Source organism: Pseudomonas sp. J380, assembly GCF_009827115.1.
GTDB classification, from domain to species: Bacteria; Pseudomonadota; Gammaproteobacteria; order Pseudomonadales; family Pseudomonadaceae; genus Aquipseudomonas; species Aquipseudomonas paracarnis.
Genome location: NZ_CP043060.1, coordinates 3,801,745 through 3,818,753 on the forward strand (window position 1 = coordinate 3,801,745; position 17,009 = coordinate 3,818,753).

The following is a 17,009-nucleotide window of genomic DNA, read 5'->3' on the forward strand; positions in this document are numbered from 1 at the left end:
TTTTAAAATGCCGGGAAAGCATATGGATCTTCGCCAACTGCGCTACTTCATCGCCCTCAACGAACACCGCAGTTTCGTGCGCGCCGCGGACGCCATGGGCATCACCCAACCAGCGTTCAGCCGCAGCATCCAGGGGCTGGAACAGGAGTTTGGTTGCGTGTTGGTAGACCGCGGTCACAAGGACTTGCGCCCCACGCCGGAAGGCCAGGTGGTGTTGCAGCACGCCCTGAGCCTGGTGCATGGCGCAGCGCTGCTGAGCAGTGAAGTGACGCGCATGACCAAGCTCGACGCCGGCGACCTGCGCTTCGGCTGCGGCCCGGCGCCAGCCGTGAAACTGGTGCCGGATGCGGTGGCGCGGTTTATCAACGCCCACCCGAAAATCCGCACCACGTTTCAGGTGGATAACTGGGAAACCCTCAGCCGCCGCCTGAGCCGTGAAGAGATCGAATTCTTTATCGCCGACATCCGCCAGTTCGAAGCCGACCCGAATTTCCAGACCCGCGCACTCACCCCCAAACGCGGGGTGTTTTTCTGCCGCCCTGGGCATCCTTTGCTGGCCAAGGACAGCCTGTCCACCAACGATATGTTCGATTACCCGCTGGCGGCGCCGCTGATCTCCCAAGGCATTCGCAAACTGCTGGCGAACCTGAGTGGGCGCATGGATTTTTCACCGAGCATCCAGACCGAGCACTTCCCGGCACTGGTGAGCATCGTGCTGCAAACCAATGCCATCGGCGTCGGCACTGAAGAAGCCTTTGCCGAGGACATTGCCAGGGGGGCGCTGGTGCTGCTGCACTGGCGCAACTTGCCGCAGCACATGGATACCCTGAGCGCACGCTGCGGGATCGTCAGCCGCACGGGGTCGCGGTTGTCGCCGGCGGCGAAGGCGATGATCGAGATGTTGGTGGAGGTGGATAGTCAGCAGGTCAGTGTGGCGGTTTGAAGGGCCTCATCGCAGGCAAGCCAGCTCCCACATTGAGCGGTGAATACGTTCAAGTGTGGGAGCTGGCTTGCCTGCGATGGCGATAGCCCAGGCACCGACAAGCTCAGAGCCCCGCCGCCACCAGCCCAGGCGCCACCCAATCGCTCACCTGAAACGACTTGCGAATCAACTTCTCCCTGGACGCCAGGTCCACCGCATCCTGCAATTTGCCCAGGAACACCGGGTCTAGGGTCGAGGGGAAAACTTCGCTGAGTTTCTGGTCTTTCAAATCATTGGTGAGGATCACCGGCGGGTAACTGGCCAGCCCTGATACCAGCGCTATGTACGCCTGTTTGTTGTTGTCATCGGTCAACCACTGCACCGCTTGCTGCTGGGCCTTGAGCAACGTGGCCACGGCGTCTGGGTGTTCATCGACGAATTTGGAGCTGCCCACCAGCACGGCCTGGATGCTGCCGGCATCGCCCAGGTCCTTGGTGGTCAGCGGTATTTCTGCCAAACCTTTGGCCTGCAACGCCGTCAGGGTGGACCCGCCCCAGGTGGCGTCAATCTGCTTGGCCGCCAGGGCGGCAGCGGCCGCGTTGAAGTCCAGGTTGATCACCTTAAGGTCCTTCTCGCTCAAGCCCTGGCTGGCCAATGCGCTGTCGAACGACAACTGGCTGGCCGTGCCACGGAACACCGCCACGCGCTTGCCCTTGAGGTCTTGCAGGGTCTTGATGCCGGAGCCCGGCACCACGCCGAGGTAGTGTTTCACTCCCCGTGCAGAGGCGCTGAGCAGCCGCGTGTCAAGGCCATTGGAGCGGCCGATGATCGCTGCCAGGTCGCCCAGATAGGCCAGGTCCACCTGGCCGTTGGCGAACGCTTCATTGATCACCGGGCCGGCGCCCTTGAAGTAATTCCATTGGATTTTGATGCCTTGGTCGGCAAAGGCTTTTTCAAAGATCTGCTGTTCACGCAACACGTCGGTGATGCCACCACCGCTGTGCTGGCTGCCGGCACTGAGGTCGGGCACCGCGATGCGGATTTCCTTGAGGTCGGCGGCATGCACCAACCCGGCCAGGGCGGTGCCGGCGAACAGGCTGATCAGACGTTTAAAGGGCAGTTTCATAAGCGCAGCTCCTGGTGGGCGACGGTCGCCTGGTGAGCAAAAAGTAGGCACAGACTGAACAAAACTTTAAATACTATAAATTCACAATTTAATAGCTTTTAGAAATATGCAAGCTAACCCGCAGCCTCCAGAGGCATATGCATAAACAGCATCGAAAATATTCTTCGAATGCATTGGATGCGTGGCGGCGTGAGGCTTTAAATGACTTTTCTTATCTCACAATCATCTTGATCACGCTTTTGTAAGATCGAAATCACATAACGCATTCGGAGGTCTTCCATGGCCCGGATTTCACTTCTGAGCCTGCCGCTGGCGGCCCCGCCCAAAGGCATCGCGCCGCGCTGGCCGCAGTTGGGCCAGCGTTTATTGCCGTGGCTGCTGCCGCTCACGCTGTTTGCTTTATGGTGGCTGGCCAGCCGCAATCATTGGATGAGCGAGCAGATTCTGCCCACTCCCGCCCTGGTGTGGAGCAGCGCGGTGGAATTGGCCGGCGGCGAGTTATGGAGCCATCTGGCCATCAGCTTGCAGCGCTTGTTCTGGGGCCTGCTGGCCGGTGTCAGTGCCGGCGCGATACTGGGCGCGTTCCTGGGTTTCAGTGCGCGCGCCGAGCGCTTGGTGTTCCCGACGTTCAGCGCGCTGGCGCAAGTGCCGACCCTCGCCTGGATCCCGCTGTTCATGGTGTTTTTCGGGATTGGCGAAACCCTCAAGCTGGTGGTGCTGGTCAAGGCCATCGTGGTGCCCGTGACCCTGCATACCCTGGTAGGCGTTCGCGACGCCCAGCCCAACCTGCGCGAAGCCGCCCGTGTACTGCGCCTGCCTGGCCACTTGCTGATCCGCCGTCTGGTCCTGCCCGCCGCACTGCCTGCGTTCATGGCCGGTGTACGCCTGGCCCTGGCGGCGGGCTGGACCTCCCTGCTGGCCGTGGAGCTGCTGGCCTCCAGCGAAGGCATCGGTTACCTGATGGTGTGGGCGCGCCAGTTGTTCATGCTCGATATCGTCTTCGTGTGCATCGTGGTCATTGGCGTGCTGGGTGTGGTGATGGACCGCGGCATCGGCTGGCTGGACCGCAAGTGGGTGCACTGGCCCCATCCGGCCACTGCGCAGATTCGACGCGGGCCACGCTACGAAGGCTGGCAGCGCTTGCAACCCTGGCTGTTGCCGCTGCTGCTATTGGCGTTATGGCAAGTAGCGACTCAGCAGGATTGGGTCGATCCAAACATTCTGGTCAGCCCCTGGGCGGTGCTGCAAACCAGCGTGGCGGGCGTGCTGGATGGCAGCCTGACTACGGCGCTGGGCAAAAGCCTTGGCCGGGCCCTGGGCGGGTTGCTGCTGGGCGGTAGCCTGGGCTTTGCCATGGGCCTGTGGCTGGGGCTGTCGCGGCGCAGTGAGCGGCTACTTGGCCCCACTTTGTCCGCGCTGCGCCAGATCGCGATTTTCGCCTGGGTGCCGCTGCTCACCGCCTGGTTCGGCCTGGGTGAACTGGCCAAGTGGGTGTTTATCGCCCTCGCCGCTTTCTTCCCGTTGTTTATTGCCACCCAGCGCAGCGTGCTCAACTTGTCGCCCCAGCTGCGCGAAGCCGCGCAGGTGCTGCGCCTGAACCTCTGGCAACGCTTGCGCCGCCTGGTACTGCCGGGCGCCGCGTCGGGGATTTTCGCCGGCCTGCGCCTGAGCCTGATCTACGCCTGGATGGGCACCCTCGGCGCCGAATATTTCATGCCCTCAGATGGCGGCATCGGCAGTCTGATGATCGGCGCCCAACAGTTGCTGCGCATGGATTTGATCATGAGCGGCATGCTGCTGGTCGGCCTCACCGGCGCCGCTCTGAACCTGATCGGCCAACGCATCGAAACCCGTGCCACCCGCTGGAGACACGCATGAACGCACCGATTGTCAGCTTCAACCACGTGGGTAAGTCCTTCGACGTCGATGGCTTCGAACTGGAAGCCATCCGTGAATTCAACCTGGAGGTGGCCGAAGGGGAATTTGTTGCGATTGTCGGCTCCAGCGGTTGCGGGAAATCCACACTGCTGCGCTTGCTGGTGGGCTTGGATACGCAGTTTCGCGGCGAGATCCAGGTCGATGGCAAAGCCGTCAGCGGGATCGGCGGCGAACGCGGCATTGTGTTCCAGGAGCACCGCCTGTTCCCGTGGCTGACCGTGGCGCAAAACATCGGCCTGGGCCTGGTCAACGAGCCCCTGAACGAGGCCGAGCGCAACCGGCGCATCAGCGACTTTATCGAACTGGTGGGCCTCACCGATTTCACTCGCGCCTACCCCCACCAACTCTCCGGCGGCATGGCGCAACGGGTGGCGATTGCCCGCGGCCTGGTGGCCAGCCCGCGCATCCTGTTGCTGGACGAACCCTTCGGCGCCCTGGATGCACTGACGCGCCAGCAGATGCAGGACGAACTGCTGGCGATTCGTGCCCGCGCCAGGATCACCACGGTACTGGTGACCCACGATGTGGAAGAGGCGATTTTCCTCGCCGATCGCGTGGTGGTGATGGAGCCGCGTCCGGGGCGAATCAAGCAGGTCGTCGAGATCGCCCTGCCTCATCCGCGCCAGCGCAGCAGTTTTGAATTCCACCAGCTACGCGAAGAGCTGTTGCACGAATTAACCAGCGACGACCATTACCAACCGCCGGTGCGCGAACAGATCCGCGACCTGCCATTGGCGTTCATTGCTTGCTGAAAGAGAGCTCAGTGCGCGGGTGTTCCTGGGGCTCCAGGCGATTGGCTCGCGCAAACGTGCCCAAATCATTGAAGCGCACCCCCATCTCGGCCATGACCTTGTGCGCCACCTTGGCGGTCATCTGGCGGATGTAGAACGGTTCTTTCACCACAAAGTGATGGATGCCGTGGGTGCTGCCGAAGTTGAAGCAGAACGCCTGCAACGGCCACAGCCACCAAGGGTTCAGCACTTGGGTTTGCTGCATCACATTGCCCAGTTCCACATCGCCGTAGTAGTGCATGTTGGAGCTGACAAAGTGCAGGCAGAAGGTGCGCAACACGTTCGGGCCGATGATCACCACCGCAGCGATATCGATCACCTGCATCACCTGCAAGGTACTGGCTGACCACTGAATGGGCGCGCCCATCAAACTGGCAATCCCATTGGCGGCATGAAAGCCCAGGAAGACGTACCACGCGCCCCAATGCAGCAAGGCCAGCGGTGCGTACACCAGCAGCACGCGCTTGAGGATGCTGAACCTGTGCGGCCAGGTCTTGGCGCGCAACAGGCGGATCAAGGCCGACATCATGTTGTCCCCCACCATCAGCAACCGTGCGATGCCCCAGGGTTCGCCATTGGTGATCGCGCGCTCTTCCATGTCGGCTTCGGTGCCCGAGACCTTGTGATGGTTGAGGTGCAGGCGCCGGCGTATCCATGGGTTGATGGTGCTTGGCCGCGCCAGCCATACCAGGCCCATCATCAGGTTGTGGGGCACGCGTTGCTTGCGAAAGTACATGCTGTGGATCAGGTCGTGTTCCAACTCATGAGTGAGCGAGGCGAGGAAGGCATTGAGCAGCAGACACACCCACCAGGCCATATGACCGCTGATATAGAGCGCTGCCGAGCCGAACATGCCCAGCAGGGCAAAGGCCAGGATGCCTGCGCCCAGCGCGTCCTGATGCAACAACCAGGGGTGCCGCTGGCGCAAGCGCACGCCTTCGGCCATCACCACCTCGCGGATATGCGCCGAACGCTGTTGTGCGTTCAACGGCTGGGGGCTTGCAGAAGTACCGTCCATGCTTCCATTCTCTTGTGAAGTGATGCCTGCATCCTGCACCCAACCCTAGCGCAGGACGCTAGCCGCGCACGCCAATCTGTTGACCACAAGCGCCAATTGCCATGACCGAACCCACTTCCCTCGCTAGCTGGACCCGTGCCCTGCGCAAGCAGCTCGACGCCCTGGGCCTCGACAGCGCCGCGCTGTGCGCCGAAGCCGGGCTCGACCCGCAGCAGATGGACGACCCCAACGCCCGCTACCGGTTGTCGGCCACCACGCGCCTATGGGCGCTGGCGGTACAGGCCAGTGGCGACCCGGCGATTGGGCTGCGGGTGTCGCGGTTTGTCAGCCCCACCACCTTTCATGCGCTGGGTTACGCATTGGTGGCCAGCGGCAGCTTGCGCGAGGTGTTCGAGCGCATCGTGCGCTATCACCAGGTGGTCAGTGATGCCTTGGACCTGGAGCTGAGCCGCCACGGCGACGTCTACCGTTTTCGCCTGCTCCAACCCCCAGGCAGCCCTGCGCCCGCGCCGGAAGCGATTGATGCCTTTGCGGCGATCTACGTGCGCACGTGTCGCAACCGCCTGGGTCGCGACTATGCGCCGTTGGCCGTTTACCTGCGGCGCCCGGAACCCGCCGACCCCGAGCCGTGGCACAGGGTATTTCGCGCGCCGGTACGGTTTGCCGCCGACGAAGACCGCCTGGAATTCGCCGCCAGCGACTTCGACAGCCATCTGGACGACGCCAACCCGGAGCTGGCCGAACACAACGAAACCGTGCTCAAGCGCACCCTCGCCCAACTGCAACCGCTGACCTGGGAACGCAAGGTGCGCGCCGCCATCGAGGCGCAATTGCCAGACGGCGAGCCAAGCGCCGAACACATTGCTCAAGCGCTGCATTTGAGCCTGCGCAGCTTGCAGCGGCATCTGGCCGATGAAGGGTGTCGGTTTGACGCATTGCTCAATGAGTGCCGGCAAAACCTGGCGTTATTGCACCTGCGCGACCCGCAGTGCTCATTGGCCGAGATCAGCCATTTGCTGGGGTTTGCCGATACCAGCAGTTTCAATCGTGCGTTCAAGCGCTGGACGGGGATGACGCCGGGGCAGTTTCGCGACGGGTTGCAGTAGGAAGGGCCTCATCGCAGGCAAACTGAACTGGCCTAATGCTCCCGGACACCTCTTAAGGGCGATATGATTCGCCCAATCAGGAGGTTTCCATGCAAGAGCGAAAGACCTACACCCGCGAGTTCAAGCAACGTGCTGCAAGCATGGTTCTTGATGATAATTGCTCAGTTCCCGACGTATGTGCATCGATGGAAGTTGGCCCTACGGCTCTGCGCCGCTGGGTTGATCAGGTTCGTAAAGAACGCCTGAAAGGGCAGCCAGTGGTTGGTACCAAGGCAATCAGCGAAGAACAGCGAGAGCTGCAGCAGCTGCGAGCCAAGATCAAGCGTCTGGAGACCGAGGCTGAAATCTTAAAAAAGGCTACGGCTCTCTTGATGTCGGATCCCGATCGTTTTTCCTGATCGAGGAACTGAGAGAGTCGAGTTCATATCCGACCTGCCTGCTTTGCAGTGCGCTGGGCGTTTCCCGTAGCGCGTTTTATGACTGGCTTAAGCGTCGCTCAGCGCCGAATACCAAGCGTGACGCACTCAGAGCAAAAGTCGTGCAACTGCATGACGAAAGCCGGGGAAGTTCAGGCGCGCGGATGATCTCTCAGCACTTGAAGGCCCAGCAGATCAAGGTGGGACGGCATCTGGCCGGAAAACTCATGGCGGAGGCAAATCTGGCCAGCAGGCAGCGCCGCCGCCATCAGTATCGCTCTAGAGGAGTCGAAGCATTTGTGGCCAAGAACTTGCTCGAGCGTAACTTCGAGCCAGCCGCAATTAATCAGGTCTGGTGCGGCGACGTTACCAGCCTGATGGTTGGTAAACGCTGGTATCACTTGGCAGCGGTCATTGATCTGTTCGCCCGCCGAATCATTGGCTGGGCGTTTTCCCTGATCAATGACGCCGACCTGGTTAGCAAGGCGCTGAGAATGGCGGTGGAGGTTCGAGGCAAACATGCAGGCTTGATCTTTCATTCGGATCAAGGCTGCCAATACACCAGCCAGCGCTTTCAGTCTGAGCTGCTGGAACATGGGATAACGCAAAGCATGAGCCGCAGGGGGCAGTGCTGGGACAACGCGCCAACAGAGCGTTTCTTCGGGACGCTCAAGTCAGAGTGGGTGCCCACCAAGGGTTATACGACAGTTGAAGAAGCCAGGCAGGATATGACCAGCTTCTTCATGCGATACAATCGAATCAGGCTCCACAGCTACAACAACTACCTGTCGCCAATAGCCATGGAGCAAAAAGCGGCATAAACACCGTAATCGGTGTCCGGGATTACTTGACCAGTTCAAACCAGCTCCCACAGGAGAATGGGTTCACATCATGTGGGAGCTGGCTTGCCTGCGATGAGGCCAGTACAACCACCACAAATCCCTGAGTTTGATTACAAACCTGTCATCCAATTGTGCGGCTTTTGTCCGCGTCCGCTGGTTACCGTGACGGCCTGCTTTCTGGAGCCCTCACTATGTACCGCACTGCCTTGTTCCTGAGCCTCGCCGTGGCCACCGTCGCCCAGGCGGCGCCACAATTACCACGCCATGCCGAGCTGGATCTGCACACCGCTCGCCAACTGGCCGACGCCAGCCTGGCCCACTGCACCGCTGCGCTGACCGTACTCGACCGCGGTGGCAACCTGTTGCTGGGCCTGCGCGCTGACGGTGTCGGCCCACACAACAGCCTCGCCAGCCAACGCAAGGCGTACACGGCGCTGTCGACAAAAACCCCGACCCGGCTGTTTGCCGAACGGGCGCGTAATAACCCCGAAGCCGCCAACCTCAACAGCTTGCCCGAGCTGCTGTTGCTCGGCGGTGGCGTGCCGCTGTTTGCCGACGCCGAACTGGTCGGTGCCCTAGGCATCGCCGGTGCCGGTGGCGCCGCGCAGGATGAAGCCTGCGCCGTACAGGCCGCCGAGCAACTGGGCCTGAAAATCACCCCTTGATTCCACTTCCCTCAAAAGGACTTCGCGATGAAAACCTTGAGCATGACCCTCGCCGTACTGAGCCTGAGCGGCCTGTGCAACCTGGCCCTGGCCGACGGCAACCCCCTGAGCGTGCACGTACTCAACCTGGAAAACGGCCTGCCAAGCGCCGGGGTCAATGTCACCCTTGAACAGCATGTGGGCGATAAGTGGCAGTCGCTGTCTGAAGGTGTGACCAACCAGCAAGGCCGCATCGCCGAGCTGTTCCCGGCCAACCGCAGCATGCAGCCGGGCGAGTACCGCGTGGTGTTCAAGACCGGCGATTACTACAAGAAGGCTAACCGCGAGACGTTTTTCCCTGAGGTACCGGTGATATTCCAGGTCAAGCAGGCCGACCAGCACTACCACATCCCGCTGTTGCTCAGCCCTTACGGCTTCTCTACCTATCGCGGTTCATAGGCCCGCGGCCAGCCGCAGCCCATTGAGGTCGCGTATCTCGATGGCACCGTAACTCAAGCCGATAATGCCCTGTTGCTCCAGCGCCTTGAGCAGACTGTTGATGGTCTGGCGCGACAGGCCCAGCATCGCCGCCAGATCCTCCTGGGGCAGTTGCAGCACGCGGCGCGCCTGATCCACTTCGCCGTAGCCTTGGGCAATCATCAACAACCGATGGGCCAGCCGCTCTGAGGCGGGCATCAGGCTTATCTGTTCGATATTGATCAACGACAGCCGCAGTTTATGGCTCATCAACAGCGCCATCTCCCGCCAGAACAGCGGATGCCGTTCGAGAATGCCGAGCATCGCCGCCTGCGGCACCTGCAGCAGCCTGCAAGCACCCGTGGCCAAGGCATCGTGGGTGCGCGGCAAGTTGTCGAACAGGCAGATCTCGCCGAACCAGTAGGGCGTTTCCACCAGGCTCAATACCGCTTCCTTGCCTTGGGCACTGACCGCACTGATGCGCACCGTGCCTTCCAGCACCGCATACACGCCGCACGGCGGGTCACCGCGCTTGAACAGGTACTGCCCCGCCATCAGCACACGCAACCGCGCCGCCTCCAGCAGGCTACGCTGCAAGTCAGGCGGCAAATGGCTGAACCAATGACCGCGAGCCAATTGCGCGTGCCATGTCCCTGTGTCCATGCGAACTCCGAAGATTGTCGCCCAGTTGACAGTTAGGCACCGACTGACAGGGCATGATCAAACATCCTACAGGAGGAACAACAATGAAAAGCCTCGTCGACCACCTCAGTCAATACGCCGCGTACCACCGCGACCCACGCAACATCGCCAGCCACTTCATCGGTATTCCGTTGATTGTGGTGGCGGTGGCCGTGCTGCTGTCGCGCCCCGAATGGTCGGTGGGCGGGCTGTGGCTATCACCTGCGGTGCTGTTGGCGCTGTTTTCGGCGTGGTTTTATCTGCGCCTGGAACTGGCCCTGGGGGTGCTGATGACGGTACTAATGGGCTTGTCGGTGTGGGCCGGGCATGTGCTGGCGGCGCAAAGCACGGCGGTGTGGCTGAGCAGCGGCGTGGGGATGTTTGTGGTGGGCTGGGTGATTCAGTTCATCGGGCATTACTACGAAGGCAGGAAGCCTGCGTTTGTGGACGATGTGTCTGGGCTGATCGTGGGGCCGTTGTTTGTGGTGGCGGAGTTGGCGTTTTTGCTGGGGTTGCGGCAGGACCTCAAGCGCCAGATTGAAGCGCGCTCTGGGCCGGTGGCGCGGCGCGGTCTTGATCGGTCCCATGCTCTGCGTGGGAATGCAGGCCAGGACGCTCCGCGTCCAAAAGCGTGACGCAGAGCGTCACCAGAGGCGTTCCCACGCAGAGCGTGGGAACGATCACGTGAGGCTCAGGTTTTGGGTTTGAAGAACAGGGTCTCGCCCCGCGCCAGGCCGGTGAGGCTGTCATGGTCTTTCACCACTTCGGCCTCGATCAATTCACTCTGGCCTTCAACCTTCAAGGTCACGCGAGTGGTCGCGCCCAACGGCCGAATATCCCGCACTTGCGCCGCATGGTGATCTTCCAGTTCATGGCGTGACAACGACACTTCGTGGGGGCGGAACAGCAGGTGCTTGTCTTCGCCCAAATGCAGGCGGTTGGAGTCACCCAGGAAGTGGTACACAAAATCGCTGGCCGGGTTTTCGTAGACGTCGCCCGGTGAACCGATCTGCTCGATCACGCCCTTGTTCATCACCACGATACGGTCGGCGACTTCCATGGCCTCCTCCTGGTCGTGGGTCACGAAGACCGAGGTCAGGTTGATGTCTTCGTGCAGGCGCGCCAGCCAGCGGCGCAGTTCTTTACGCACCTTGGCATCAAGGGCGCCGAAGGGTTCGTCGAGCAGCAACACCTTGGGCTCCACCGCCAGGGCGCGGGCCAGGGCGATACGCTGGCGCTGGCCACCGGAGAGTTGTTCCGGGTAACGGTCCGACAACCAATCAAGCTGCACCATGTTCAGCAGCTCGTGAACCTTGCTGGCAATCTGGCTTTCGGTGGGGCGTTGGTTTTTCGGCTTCATGCGCAGGCCGAAAGCGACGTTGTCGAACACGGTCATGTGGCGGAACAGCGCGTAGTGCTGGAATACAAAGCCCACGTTGCGATCACGCACATCGTGGCCGGAGACGTCTTCGCCGTGGAACACAATACTGCCGGTATCCGGGGTTTCCAGGCCGGCGATGATGCGCAGCAGCGTGGTCTTGCCGCAGCCGGACGGGCCCAGCAACGCCACCAGCTCGCCACTCTGGATATCCAGGTTGATGCTGTCCAGGGCCTTGAAGGCGTTGAAGTTCTTGCTGACATTACGGACTTCGATCGACATGACTTATTCCTCACCCGCGCTGTTGCGCAGGCGGTTGATTCGGTTCTCGCTCCACTGCTTGAGCAGCAGGATGAAGAGCGCCAGGATCAGCAACAGGCTGGCCACCGCAAACGCGGCAACGTGGTTGTATTCGTTGTAGAGAATCTCGACATGCAGCGGCAGCGTGTTGGTGACGCCGCGAATGTGGCCGGACACCACCGACACTGCGCCGAACTCACCCATGGCTCGCGCCGTACACAGCACCACGCCGTAGATCAGGCCCCACTTGATGTTCGGCACGGTGACATGCCAGAACATCTGCCAGCCATTGGCGCCCAGCAGGCGTGCGGCTTCTTCTTCCTGGGTGCCCTGCTCCTGCATCAGCGGGATCAGCTCACGGGCCACGAACGGCACGGTGACGAAGATGGTCGCCAGCACGATGCCCGGCAGGGCGAACACGATCTGGATGTCGTGGTCTTGCAGCCACGGCCCGAAGAAGCCCTGGGCGCCGAACATCAACACATATACCAGGCCTGCGATCACCGGCGACACCGAGAACGGCAGGTCGATCAGCGTGACCAGGATGCTCTTGCCACGGAACGAGTACTTGCTCACGCACCAGGCAGCACTGACGCCGAACACCAGGTTGAGCGGCACCGAAATCAGCACGGCGACCACCGTGAGTTTCAGCGCCGACAGCGCGTCGGGTTCAAGGATTGCGCTGAAGAACGTGCCGAGGCCGTTTTTCAAGCCCTGGGACACCACCACCAGCAACGGCAGCAGCAGGAACAGCGCGAATACCAGCCAGCCAAGGCCGATCAGGATACGTCGCGAGGTCGCGCTGCCACGGCGGGCGGCGTTGGCCGAGGACGCGGCAGAAATAGACGATTGGGACATGTTCCGCGCCTCCTTATGGACGTTCGATGCGCCGCTGCAACAGGTTGATCAGCAGCAGCAAGACGAAGGACACCACCAGCATCAGCACACCAATGGAGGTGGCGCCGCGGTAGTCGTATTGGTCGAGCTTGACCATGATCAGCAATGGCAGGATTTCGGTTTTCATCGGCATATTGCCGGCGATGAAGATCACCGAACCGTACTCACCCATGCCTCGGGCAAAGGCCAGGGCGAAGCCGGTCAGCCAGGCGGGCAGCAATGCCGGCACTAGGATGTAGCGGAACACTTGCAACGGCTTGGCGCCGAGGCAGGCCGCGGCCTCTTCGATTTCCCGGGGGATATCGGCCAGTACCGGCTGCACCGTGCGCACCACGAAGGGCAACGTGACGAAGGTCAGCGCCAGGGTGATACCCAGGGGGGTGTAGGCGATCTTGAAGCCCAGGTCGGTGGCAAACTGGCCGACCAGGCCGTTGGGCGCGTACAGCGCCGTCAGCGCGATACCGGCGACGGCGGTGGGCAGGGCGAACGGCAGGTCGATCATCGCGTCGATGACCTTGCGCCCGGGGAAGGTGTAGCGCACCAGCACCCAGGCCAGCAAAGTGCCAATCACACCGTTGATGAGTGCGGCGTACAGCGCGGTGCTGAAGCTCAGCTTCAAGGCCGCCAGTACACGAGGTGCGGAAATGATGTTCCAGAACTGATCCCAGGTGAGTTGAGCGGCGTGTACAAACATCGCCGCCAGCGGGATGAGCACGATCAGGCTGAGGTACACGACGGTGTAGCCCAGCGTCAGCCCGAAGCCGGGTATGACGGGGGAGATACGACGCGACATAAGAGTCCTTGGTTAGCGGAACGGATATGCGTACGGCCCACTGTGGCGAGGGAGCTTGCTCCCGCTGGGCTGCGAAGCGGCCCCAGAACCAGGCAACCACGATGTACCGTGAGTACCGGTTTTGGGAGTGCTTCGCACTCCAGCGGGAGCAAGCTCCCTCGCCACAACAAGCCCCGCGCAATAGTCGGTGTTGATTATTGCGCCGTGTAGATCTGGTCGAACACACCACCATCATTGAAGAATTTCGGTTGGGCAGTTTTCCAGCCGCCGAAGTCTTTGTCGATAGTCACCAGGTCCAGTTTCGGGAACTGCTGGGCGTATTTGGCGGCGACTTTTTCATCCCGTGGACGGTAGAAGTTCTTCGCCGCAATCTCCTGGCCCGCCGGGCTGTACAGGTGGTTGAGGTACGCCGTGGCGATCTCGGTGTTGCCCTTTTTCTCGGCGTTCTTGTCGACCACGGCCACCGGCGGTTCCGCCAGGATCGACAGGGACGGCACGACGATGTCGAACTTGTCGGCGCCGCCGTCTTCCTTCAAGGCCAGGAACGCCTCGTTTTCCCACGCCAGCAGCACGTCACCCTGGCCGTTGTTGACGAAGGTAATGGTAGAACCGCGTGCGCCGGTGTCCAGTATCGGCACGTGCTTGAACAGCTCTTTGACGTATTCCTGGGCCTTGGCTTCGCTGCCGCCTGCCTTGAGGCCGTAGGCCCAGGCGGCGAGGAAGTTCCAGCGTGCACCGCCGGAGGTTTTCGGGTTGGGCGTGATCACTGAAACGTCTTTCTTGATCAGGTCGCCCCAGTCCTTGATGCCCTTGGGATTGCCCTTGCGCACCAGGAACACAATGGTGGAGGTGTAGGGCGTGCTGGCGTCCGGCAGGCGGGTCTGCCAGTTCTCCGGCAGGGTCTTGCCCAGCTTGGCGATTTCGTCGATGTCACCGGCCAGGGCCAGGGTGACGACGTCGGCGCGCAGCCCATCGATCACCGCCCGGCCTTGCTTGCCCGAGCCACCGTGGGACTGCTGGATCTTGACGTTGTCGCCGGGGTGGGACTGTTTCCAGAAGCTGGTGAATTCAGCGTTGTAATCCTGGTACAGCTCACGGGTGGGGTCGTACGAGACGTTGAGCAACTCGTAGTCCTTGGCAACGGCGGAACCGGCAAACACGGCACTGGCCAATGCGGCCAAGGCATAACGGCGAATCGACGACATAGAAGCTCCTGAAATTCTTGAGTGTTGGCTTTTCTTGTAATTGCGGGTCTATCGCCGTTCTTGCTCAGCTCGGTTTGTTACCGGGGTTCTGCAGACGGAATTTTTCCTTGCGTTCGATCTGTACCACTTGGGCGTTGTGTACGGTGATTTCCACCGCGCCAAACCGCAGATCGCGCAGGGCGCTCTGGATTTCACGCAAAATGGCTGCTTCGTCCTGGCCGTCAACGCTACGTAGAGATGCGCTCATGGTCTCGCTCCTGAAAATGAGTAGTGCCTGGCAGTGGCGGCACTGCTTGCGGGGTGAGGGCGATAGTAGATAAGCGCGGATATTCTTAAAAATACTATTTAAGAATGTTTATATAACCAGAAAGAATTTTCTGATAGGGCATGGGGTTGCAAGGGTTTCGGCAGAAAAAACGCTCACACACAGGCGCCGCAGAACCCCTGTGGGAGCTGGCTTGCCTGCGAAAGCGGTGGTGCAGTTACAGATACAGTGACTGACACGCCGCCTTCGCGGGCAAGCCCGGCTCCCACATTGGCCGAGTCAGTCCTGACGAATCAGAGGGGCTCGGGTCCAGTCGATTTCATCAGCCGGCATCGGCCGTCCAAACCAGTACCCCTGGCCCATGTCGCATTCCTGATCCAGCAGGAACCGCGCCTGTTCCACCTGCTCGATCCCTTCGGCGTGCACCTGCATGCCCATGCTTTTGGCCAGGGCGATCACCACGCGCACAATCGCGGCGTCGTCTTCGTCCCACGGCAAGCCCGCCACAAAGCCCTGGTCGATCTTGAGCTTCTGCACCGGCAGGCGTTTGAGGCGCAACAACGAGGAATAGCCGGTGCCAAAGTCGTCGATCGCCAGACGCAGGCCCAGTTCGCGCAGGCGGTGCAGTTGCTCCAACGCGACTTCCGGGTCGTCCATCACGGCGCTCTCGGTGACTTCCAGCTCCAGGAAGGCCGGATCCAGCCCAGTGGCGTGCAGCACTTGGGCCACTTGCTCATACAGCTCGCGCCGGGCAAACAGGCGGCTGGAGACATTGATTGCGATAAAGCTCAGCGGCGCGCCGTCGGCCAGCCACTGGCACATCTGGCGGCAGGCCTGGTCCATCACCCACGCATCGATGTCGGCAATCAACCCGGTGCGCTCGGCGATGGGGATGAACTCGCCCGGGGGTACCAGGCCGCGTTCCGGGTGCTGCCAGCGCACCAGTGCTTCAACGCCGACCAGACGGCTGTCGTGCAGGTCGTGCACCGGCTGGTAATAGACGCGCAGCTCATATTGGTCGAGGGCGCGACGCAGCTCGCCAGCGATTTCCACCCGATGCTGGGCGTGGGCGGTCAGCTCTTCGGTATACAACGCGTAGCCTTCGCGCCCGGCGCTCTTGGCCTTGAACAACGCGGAATCGGCGTTGCGCAGCAGTTGCTCGGCGCTCAGGGCGTCACTGGGAAACAGGCTGATACCGATACTGGCGCTGATAAACAGCTGGTTGCCATCAAAAATGAACGGGGCCTTCATGGCATTGAGCATGCGCTGCGCCAAGGCCGCCGCTTGCACCACCTGCGGGCAGCTTTCTGCCAGCACGGCAAATTCGTCGCCCCCCAGGCGCGCCAGGGTAACCCCCGGCCCAAACAGGCCGCTCAGGCGTTCGGCCACCAGTTTGAGCAACTGATCGCCAACGTTATGGCCGAGGCTGTCGTTGATGATCTTGAAGTGGTCCAGGTCCATCAACAGCAGAGCGCAGCCACGCTTATGCACCTGCGCGGAAGCCAGGGCCTGCTCGGCGCGATCGGTGAACAGCAGGCGGTTGGGCAGGTCGGTGAGCGGGTCGTGATGGGCAAGGTGCGCCAATTCGTGCTCGGAGTTCTTCATGGCGCTGATGTCCGAAAACACCGCCACGTAGTGGCTGACCTGGCCCTGGTCGTCGTGAATCACCCGGATGGTTTGCCACTGGGGGTAAACCTCGCCGCTTTTACGGCGGTTCCAGATTTCCCCGCTCCATTCGCCGGTGCTTTCCAGGGCCTGGAACATTTGCTGGTAGAAATGCGCCGAGTGGCGCCCGGACTTGAACAGGCTTGGCCGTTGGCCCATGACGTCTTCGCACTGGTAGCCGGTGATCTCCATGAAAGCGCGGTTAACGTGCACGATCAGCCCTTGGGTATCGGTGACCAGCACCCCTTCGCGGGTGCAATCGAAAACCGCAGCGGCCTGGCGCAGGCGCTCGCGGTTCTCTTTCAGGGGTTGTTGCAACGCATGGGCACGGGCAAAACGCCGGCCTATCCAGTAGATGAGCAAGGCGCTGAGGCTGACCCACACATAACCACGCGCTTGCAGCCAACGTCCCAGCTCCAGGGGTTCATCGATAAAGTTGATTAATAGGTAATGGCTGAGCTGGAGCCAAAGGATGGAAACCAGCAGGTACACCAACCCCGCACGTAGGGCACCTCGGTATGAAAACAGCATATGCTTAGTAATCC

General features: G+C 61.3%; 18 protein-coding genes. 9 read left to right on the plus strand and 9 right to left on the minus strand.

Translation table 11 applies throughout. The annotated features are described in order from the left end of the window. Positions 1-22 precede the first annotated feature (22 nt). Positions 23-943: a LysR family transcriptional regulator gene (locus tag FXO12_RS17200; RefSeq protein WP_054896683.1), complete on the plus strand. Its 921-nt coding sequence runs from the start codon at positions 23-25 to the stop codon at positions 941-943. Positions 944-1,046: 103 nt separating this feature from the next. Here the strand turns inward: FXO12_RS17200 and FXO12_RS17205 are convergent, their stop codons facing one another. Beyond that, positions 1,047-2,048 (minus strand): ABC transporter substrate-binding protein, encoded by a 1,002-nt coding sequence (locus tag FXO12_RS17205; protein ID WP_020302215.1) that lies wholly within the window; start codon positions 2,046-2,048, stop codon positions 1,047-1,049. A gap of 279 nt (positions 2,049-2,327) precedes the next feature. Between FXO12_RS17205 and FXO12_RS17210 the strand changes: the two genes are divergently transcribed. Both FXO12_RS17210 and FXO12_RS17215 read left to right on the plus strand, forming a co-directional pair. Continuing rightward, positions 2,328-3,926 (plus strand): ABC transporter permease, encoded by a 1,599-nt coding sequence (locus FXO12_RS17210; RefSeq protein ID WP_034125457.1) that lies wholly within the window; start codon positions 2,328-2,330, stop codon positions 3,924-3,926. Continuing rightward, the gene (locus FXO12_RS17215) at positions 3,923-4,738 is read left to right on the plus strand and encodes an ABC transporter ATP-binding protein (RefSeq protein ID WP_057975339.1); all 816 of its coding nucleotides are present in this window, start codon (positions 3,923-3,925) and stop codon (positions 4,736-4,738) included. The genes FXO12_RS17210 and FXO12_RS17215 overlap by 4 nt, the downstream gene beginning before the upstream one ends. Here the strand turns inward: FXO12_RS17215 and FXO12_RS17220 are convergent. Next, positions 4,725-5,795: a fatty acid desaturase gene (locus FXO12_RS17220; RefSeq protein WP_057975338.1), complete on the minus strand. Its 1,071-nt coding sequence runs from the start codon at positions 5,793-5,795 to the stop codon at positions 4,725-4,727. The genes FXO12_RS17215 and FXO12_RS17220 overlap by 14 nt on opposite strands. A 101-nt stretch (positions 5,796-5,896) precedes the next feature. Between FXO12_RS17220 and FXO12_RS17225 the strand changes: the two genes are divergently transcribed. From FXO12_RS17225 to uraH, 5 genes are all read left to right on the plus strand, one after another. Next, positions 5,897-6,901, plus strand: a complete 1,005-nt coding sequence (locus FXO12_RS17225) for an AraC family transcriptional regulator (RefSeq protein WP_034125454.1) — start codon at positions 5,897-5,899, stop codon at positions 6,899-6,901. An 89-nt stretch (positions 6,902-6,990) separates the two neighbouring features. Next, positions 6,991-7,299, plus strand: a complete 309-nt coding sequence (locus FXO12_RS29050) for a transposase (RefSeq protein WP_057978987.1) — start codon at positions 6,991-6,993, stop codon at positions 7,297-7,299. A gap of 8 nt (positions 7,300-7,307) precedes the next feature. Then, positions 7,308-8,138 (plus strand): IS3 family transposase, encoded by an 831-nt coding sequence (locus tag FXO12_RS17230; protein ID WP_232458742.1) that lies wholly within the window; start codon positions 7,308-7,310, stop codon positions 8,136-8,138. Positions 8,139-8,350: 212 nt separating this feature from the next. Then, the gene (locus FXO12_RS17235) at positions 8,351-8,824 is read left to right on the plus strand and encodes a heme-binding protein (RefSeq protein ID WP_034125453.1); all 474 of its coding nucleotides are present in this window, start codon (positions 8,351-8,353) and stop codon (positions 8,822-8,824) included. Between the two features lie 27 nt (positions 8,825-8,851). Then, entirely contained in the window at positions 8,852-9,262 is a 411-nt protein-coding gene (gene uraH / locus FXO12_RS17240) for a hydroxyisourate hydrolase (RefSeq protein ID WP_057978448.1), read from the plus strand. On the opposite strand, the gene FXO12_RS17245 is transcribed toward uraH, so the two are convergent. Then, the gene (locus tag FXO12_RS17245; RefSeq protein ID WP_057978446.1) at positions 9,257-9,943 is read right to left on the minus strand and encodes a Crp/Fnr family transcriptional regulator; all 687 of its coding nucleotides are present in this window, start codon (positions 9,941-9,943) and stop codon (positions 9,257-9,259) included. The genes uraH and FXO12_RS17245 overlap by 6 nt on opposite strands. A gap of 83 nt (positions 9,944-10,026) precedes the next feature. On the opposite strand from FXO12_RS17245, the gene FXO12_RS17250 reads away from it, so the two are divergent. After that, on the plus strand, positions 10,027-10,596 hold the full coding sequence (locus FXO12_RS17250) for a DUF962 domain-containing protein (protein WP_057978444.1): 570 nt from the start codon (positions 10,027-10,029) through the stop codon (positions 10,594-10,596). 56 nt (positions 10,597-10,652) lie between these two features. Here FXO12_RS17250 and FXO12_RS17255 read toward each other — a convergent pair whose 3' ends face one another. The 6 genes from FXO12_RS17255 to dibA all read right to left on the minus strand — a co-directional run bounded on the left by FXO12_RS17255 (position 10,653) and on the right by dibA (position 16,995). Beyond that, complete coding sequence (locus tag FXO12_RS17255; RefSeq protein ID WP_034125451.1) at positions 10,653-11,621, minus strand: sulfate/molybdate ABC transporter ATP-binding protein; 969 nt, start codon at positions 11,619-11,621, stop codon at positions 10,653-10,655. 3 nt (positions 11,622-11,624) lie between these two features. After that, positions 11,625-12,497: a sulfate ABC transporter permease subunit CysW gene (gene cysW, locus FXO12_RS17260; protein WP_057978442.1), complete on the minus strand. Its 873-nt coding sequence runs from the start codon at positions 12,495-12,497 to the stop codon at positions 11,625-11,627. 13 nt (positions 12,498-12,510) lie between these two features. After that, a complete protein-coding gene (cysT, locus tag FXO12_RS17265; RefSeq protein ID WP_057978440.1) occupies positions 12,511-13,329 on the minus strand; it encodes a sulfate ABC transporter permease subunit CysT in 819 nt (272 codons plus the stop codon). Between the two features lie 194 nt (positions 13,330-13,523). Further along, positions 13,524-14,534, minus strand: a complete 1,011-nt coding sequence (locus FXO12_RS17270; RefSeq protein WP_003187562.1) for a sulfate ABC transporter substrate-binding protein — start codon at positions 14,532-14,534, stop codon at positions 13,524-13,526. Between the two features lie 64 nt (positions 14,535-14,598). Further along, a complete protein-coding gene (gene oscA / locus FXO12_RS17275) occupies positions 14,599-14,781 on the minus strand; it encodes a sulfur starvation response protein OscA (protein WP_003170956.1) in 183 nt (60 codons plus the stop codon). Between the two features lie 297 nt (positions 14,782-15,078). Further along, positions 15,079-16,995 (minus strand): phosphodiesterase DibA, encoded by a 1,917-nt coding sequence (gene dibA, locus FXO12_RS17280; protein ID WP_060772799.1) that lies wholly within the window; start codon positions 16,993-16,995, stop codon positions 15,079-15,081. Positions 16,996-17,009 lie beyond the last annotated feature (14 nt).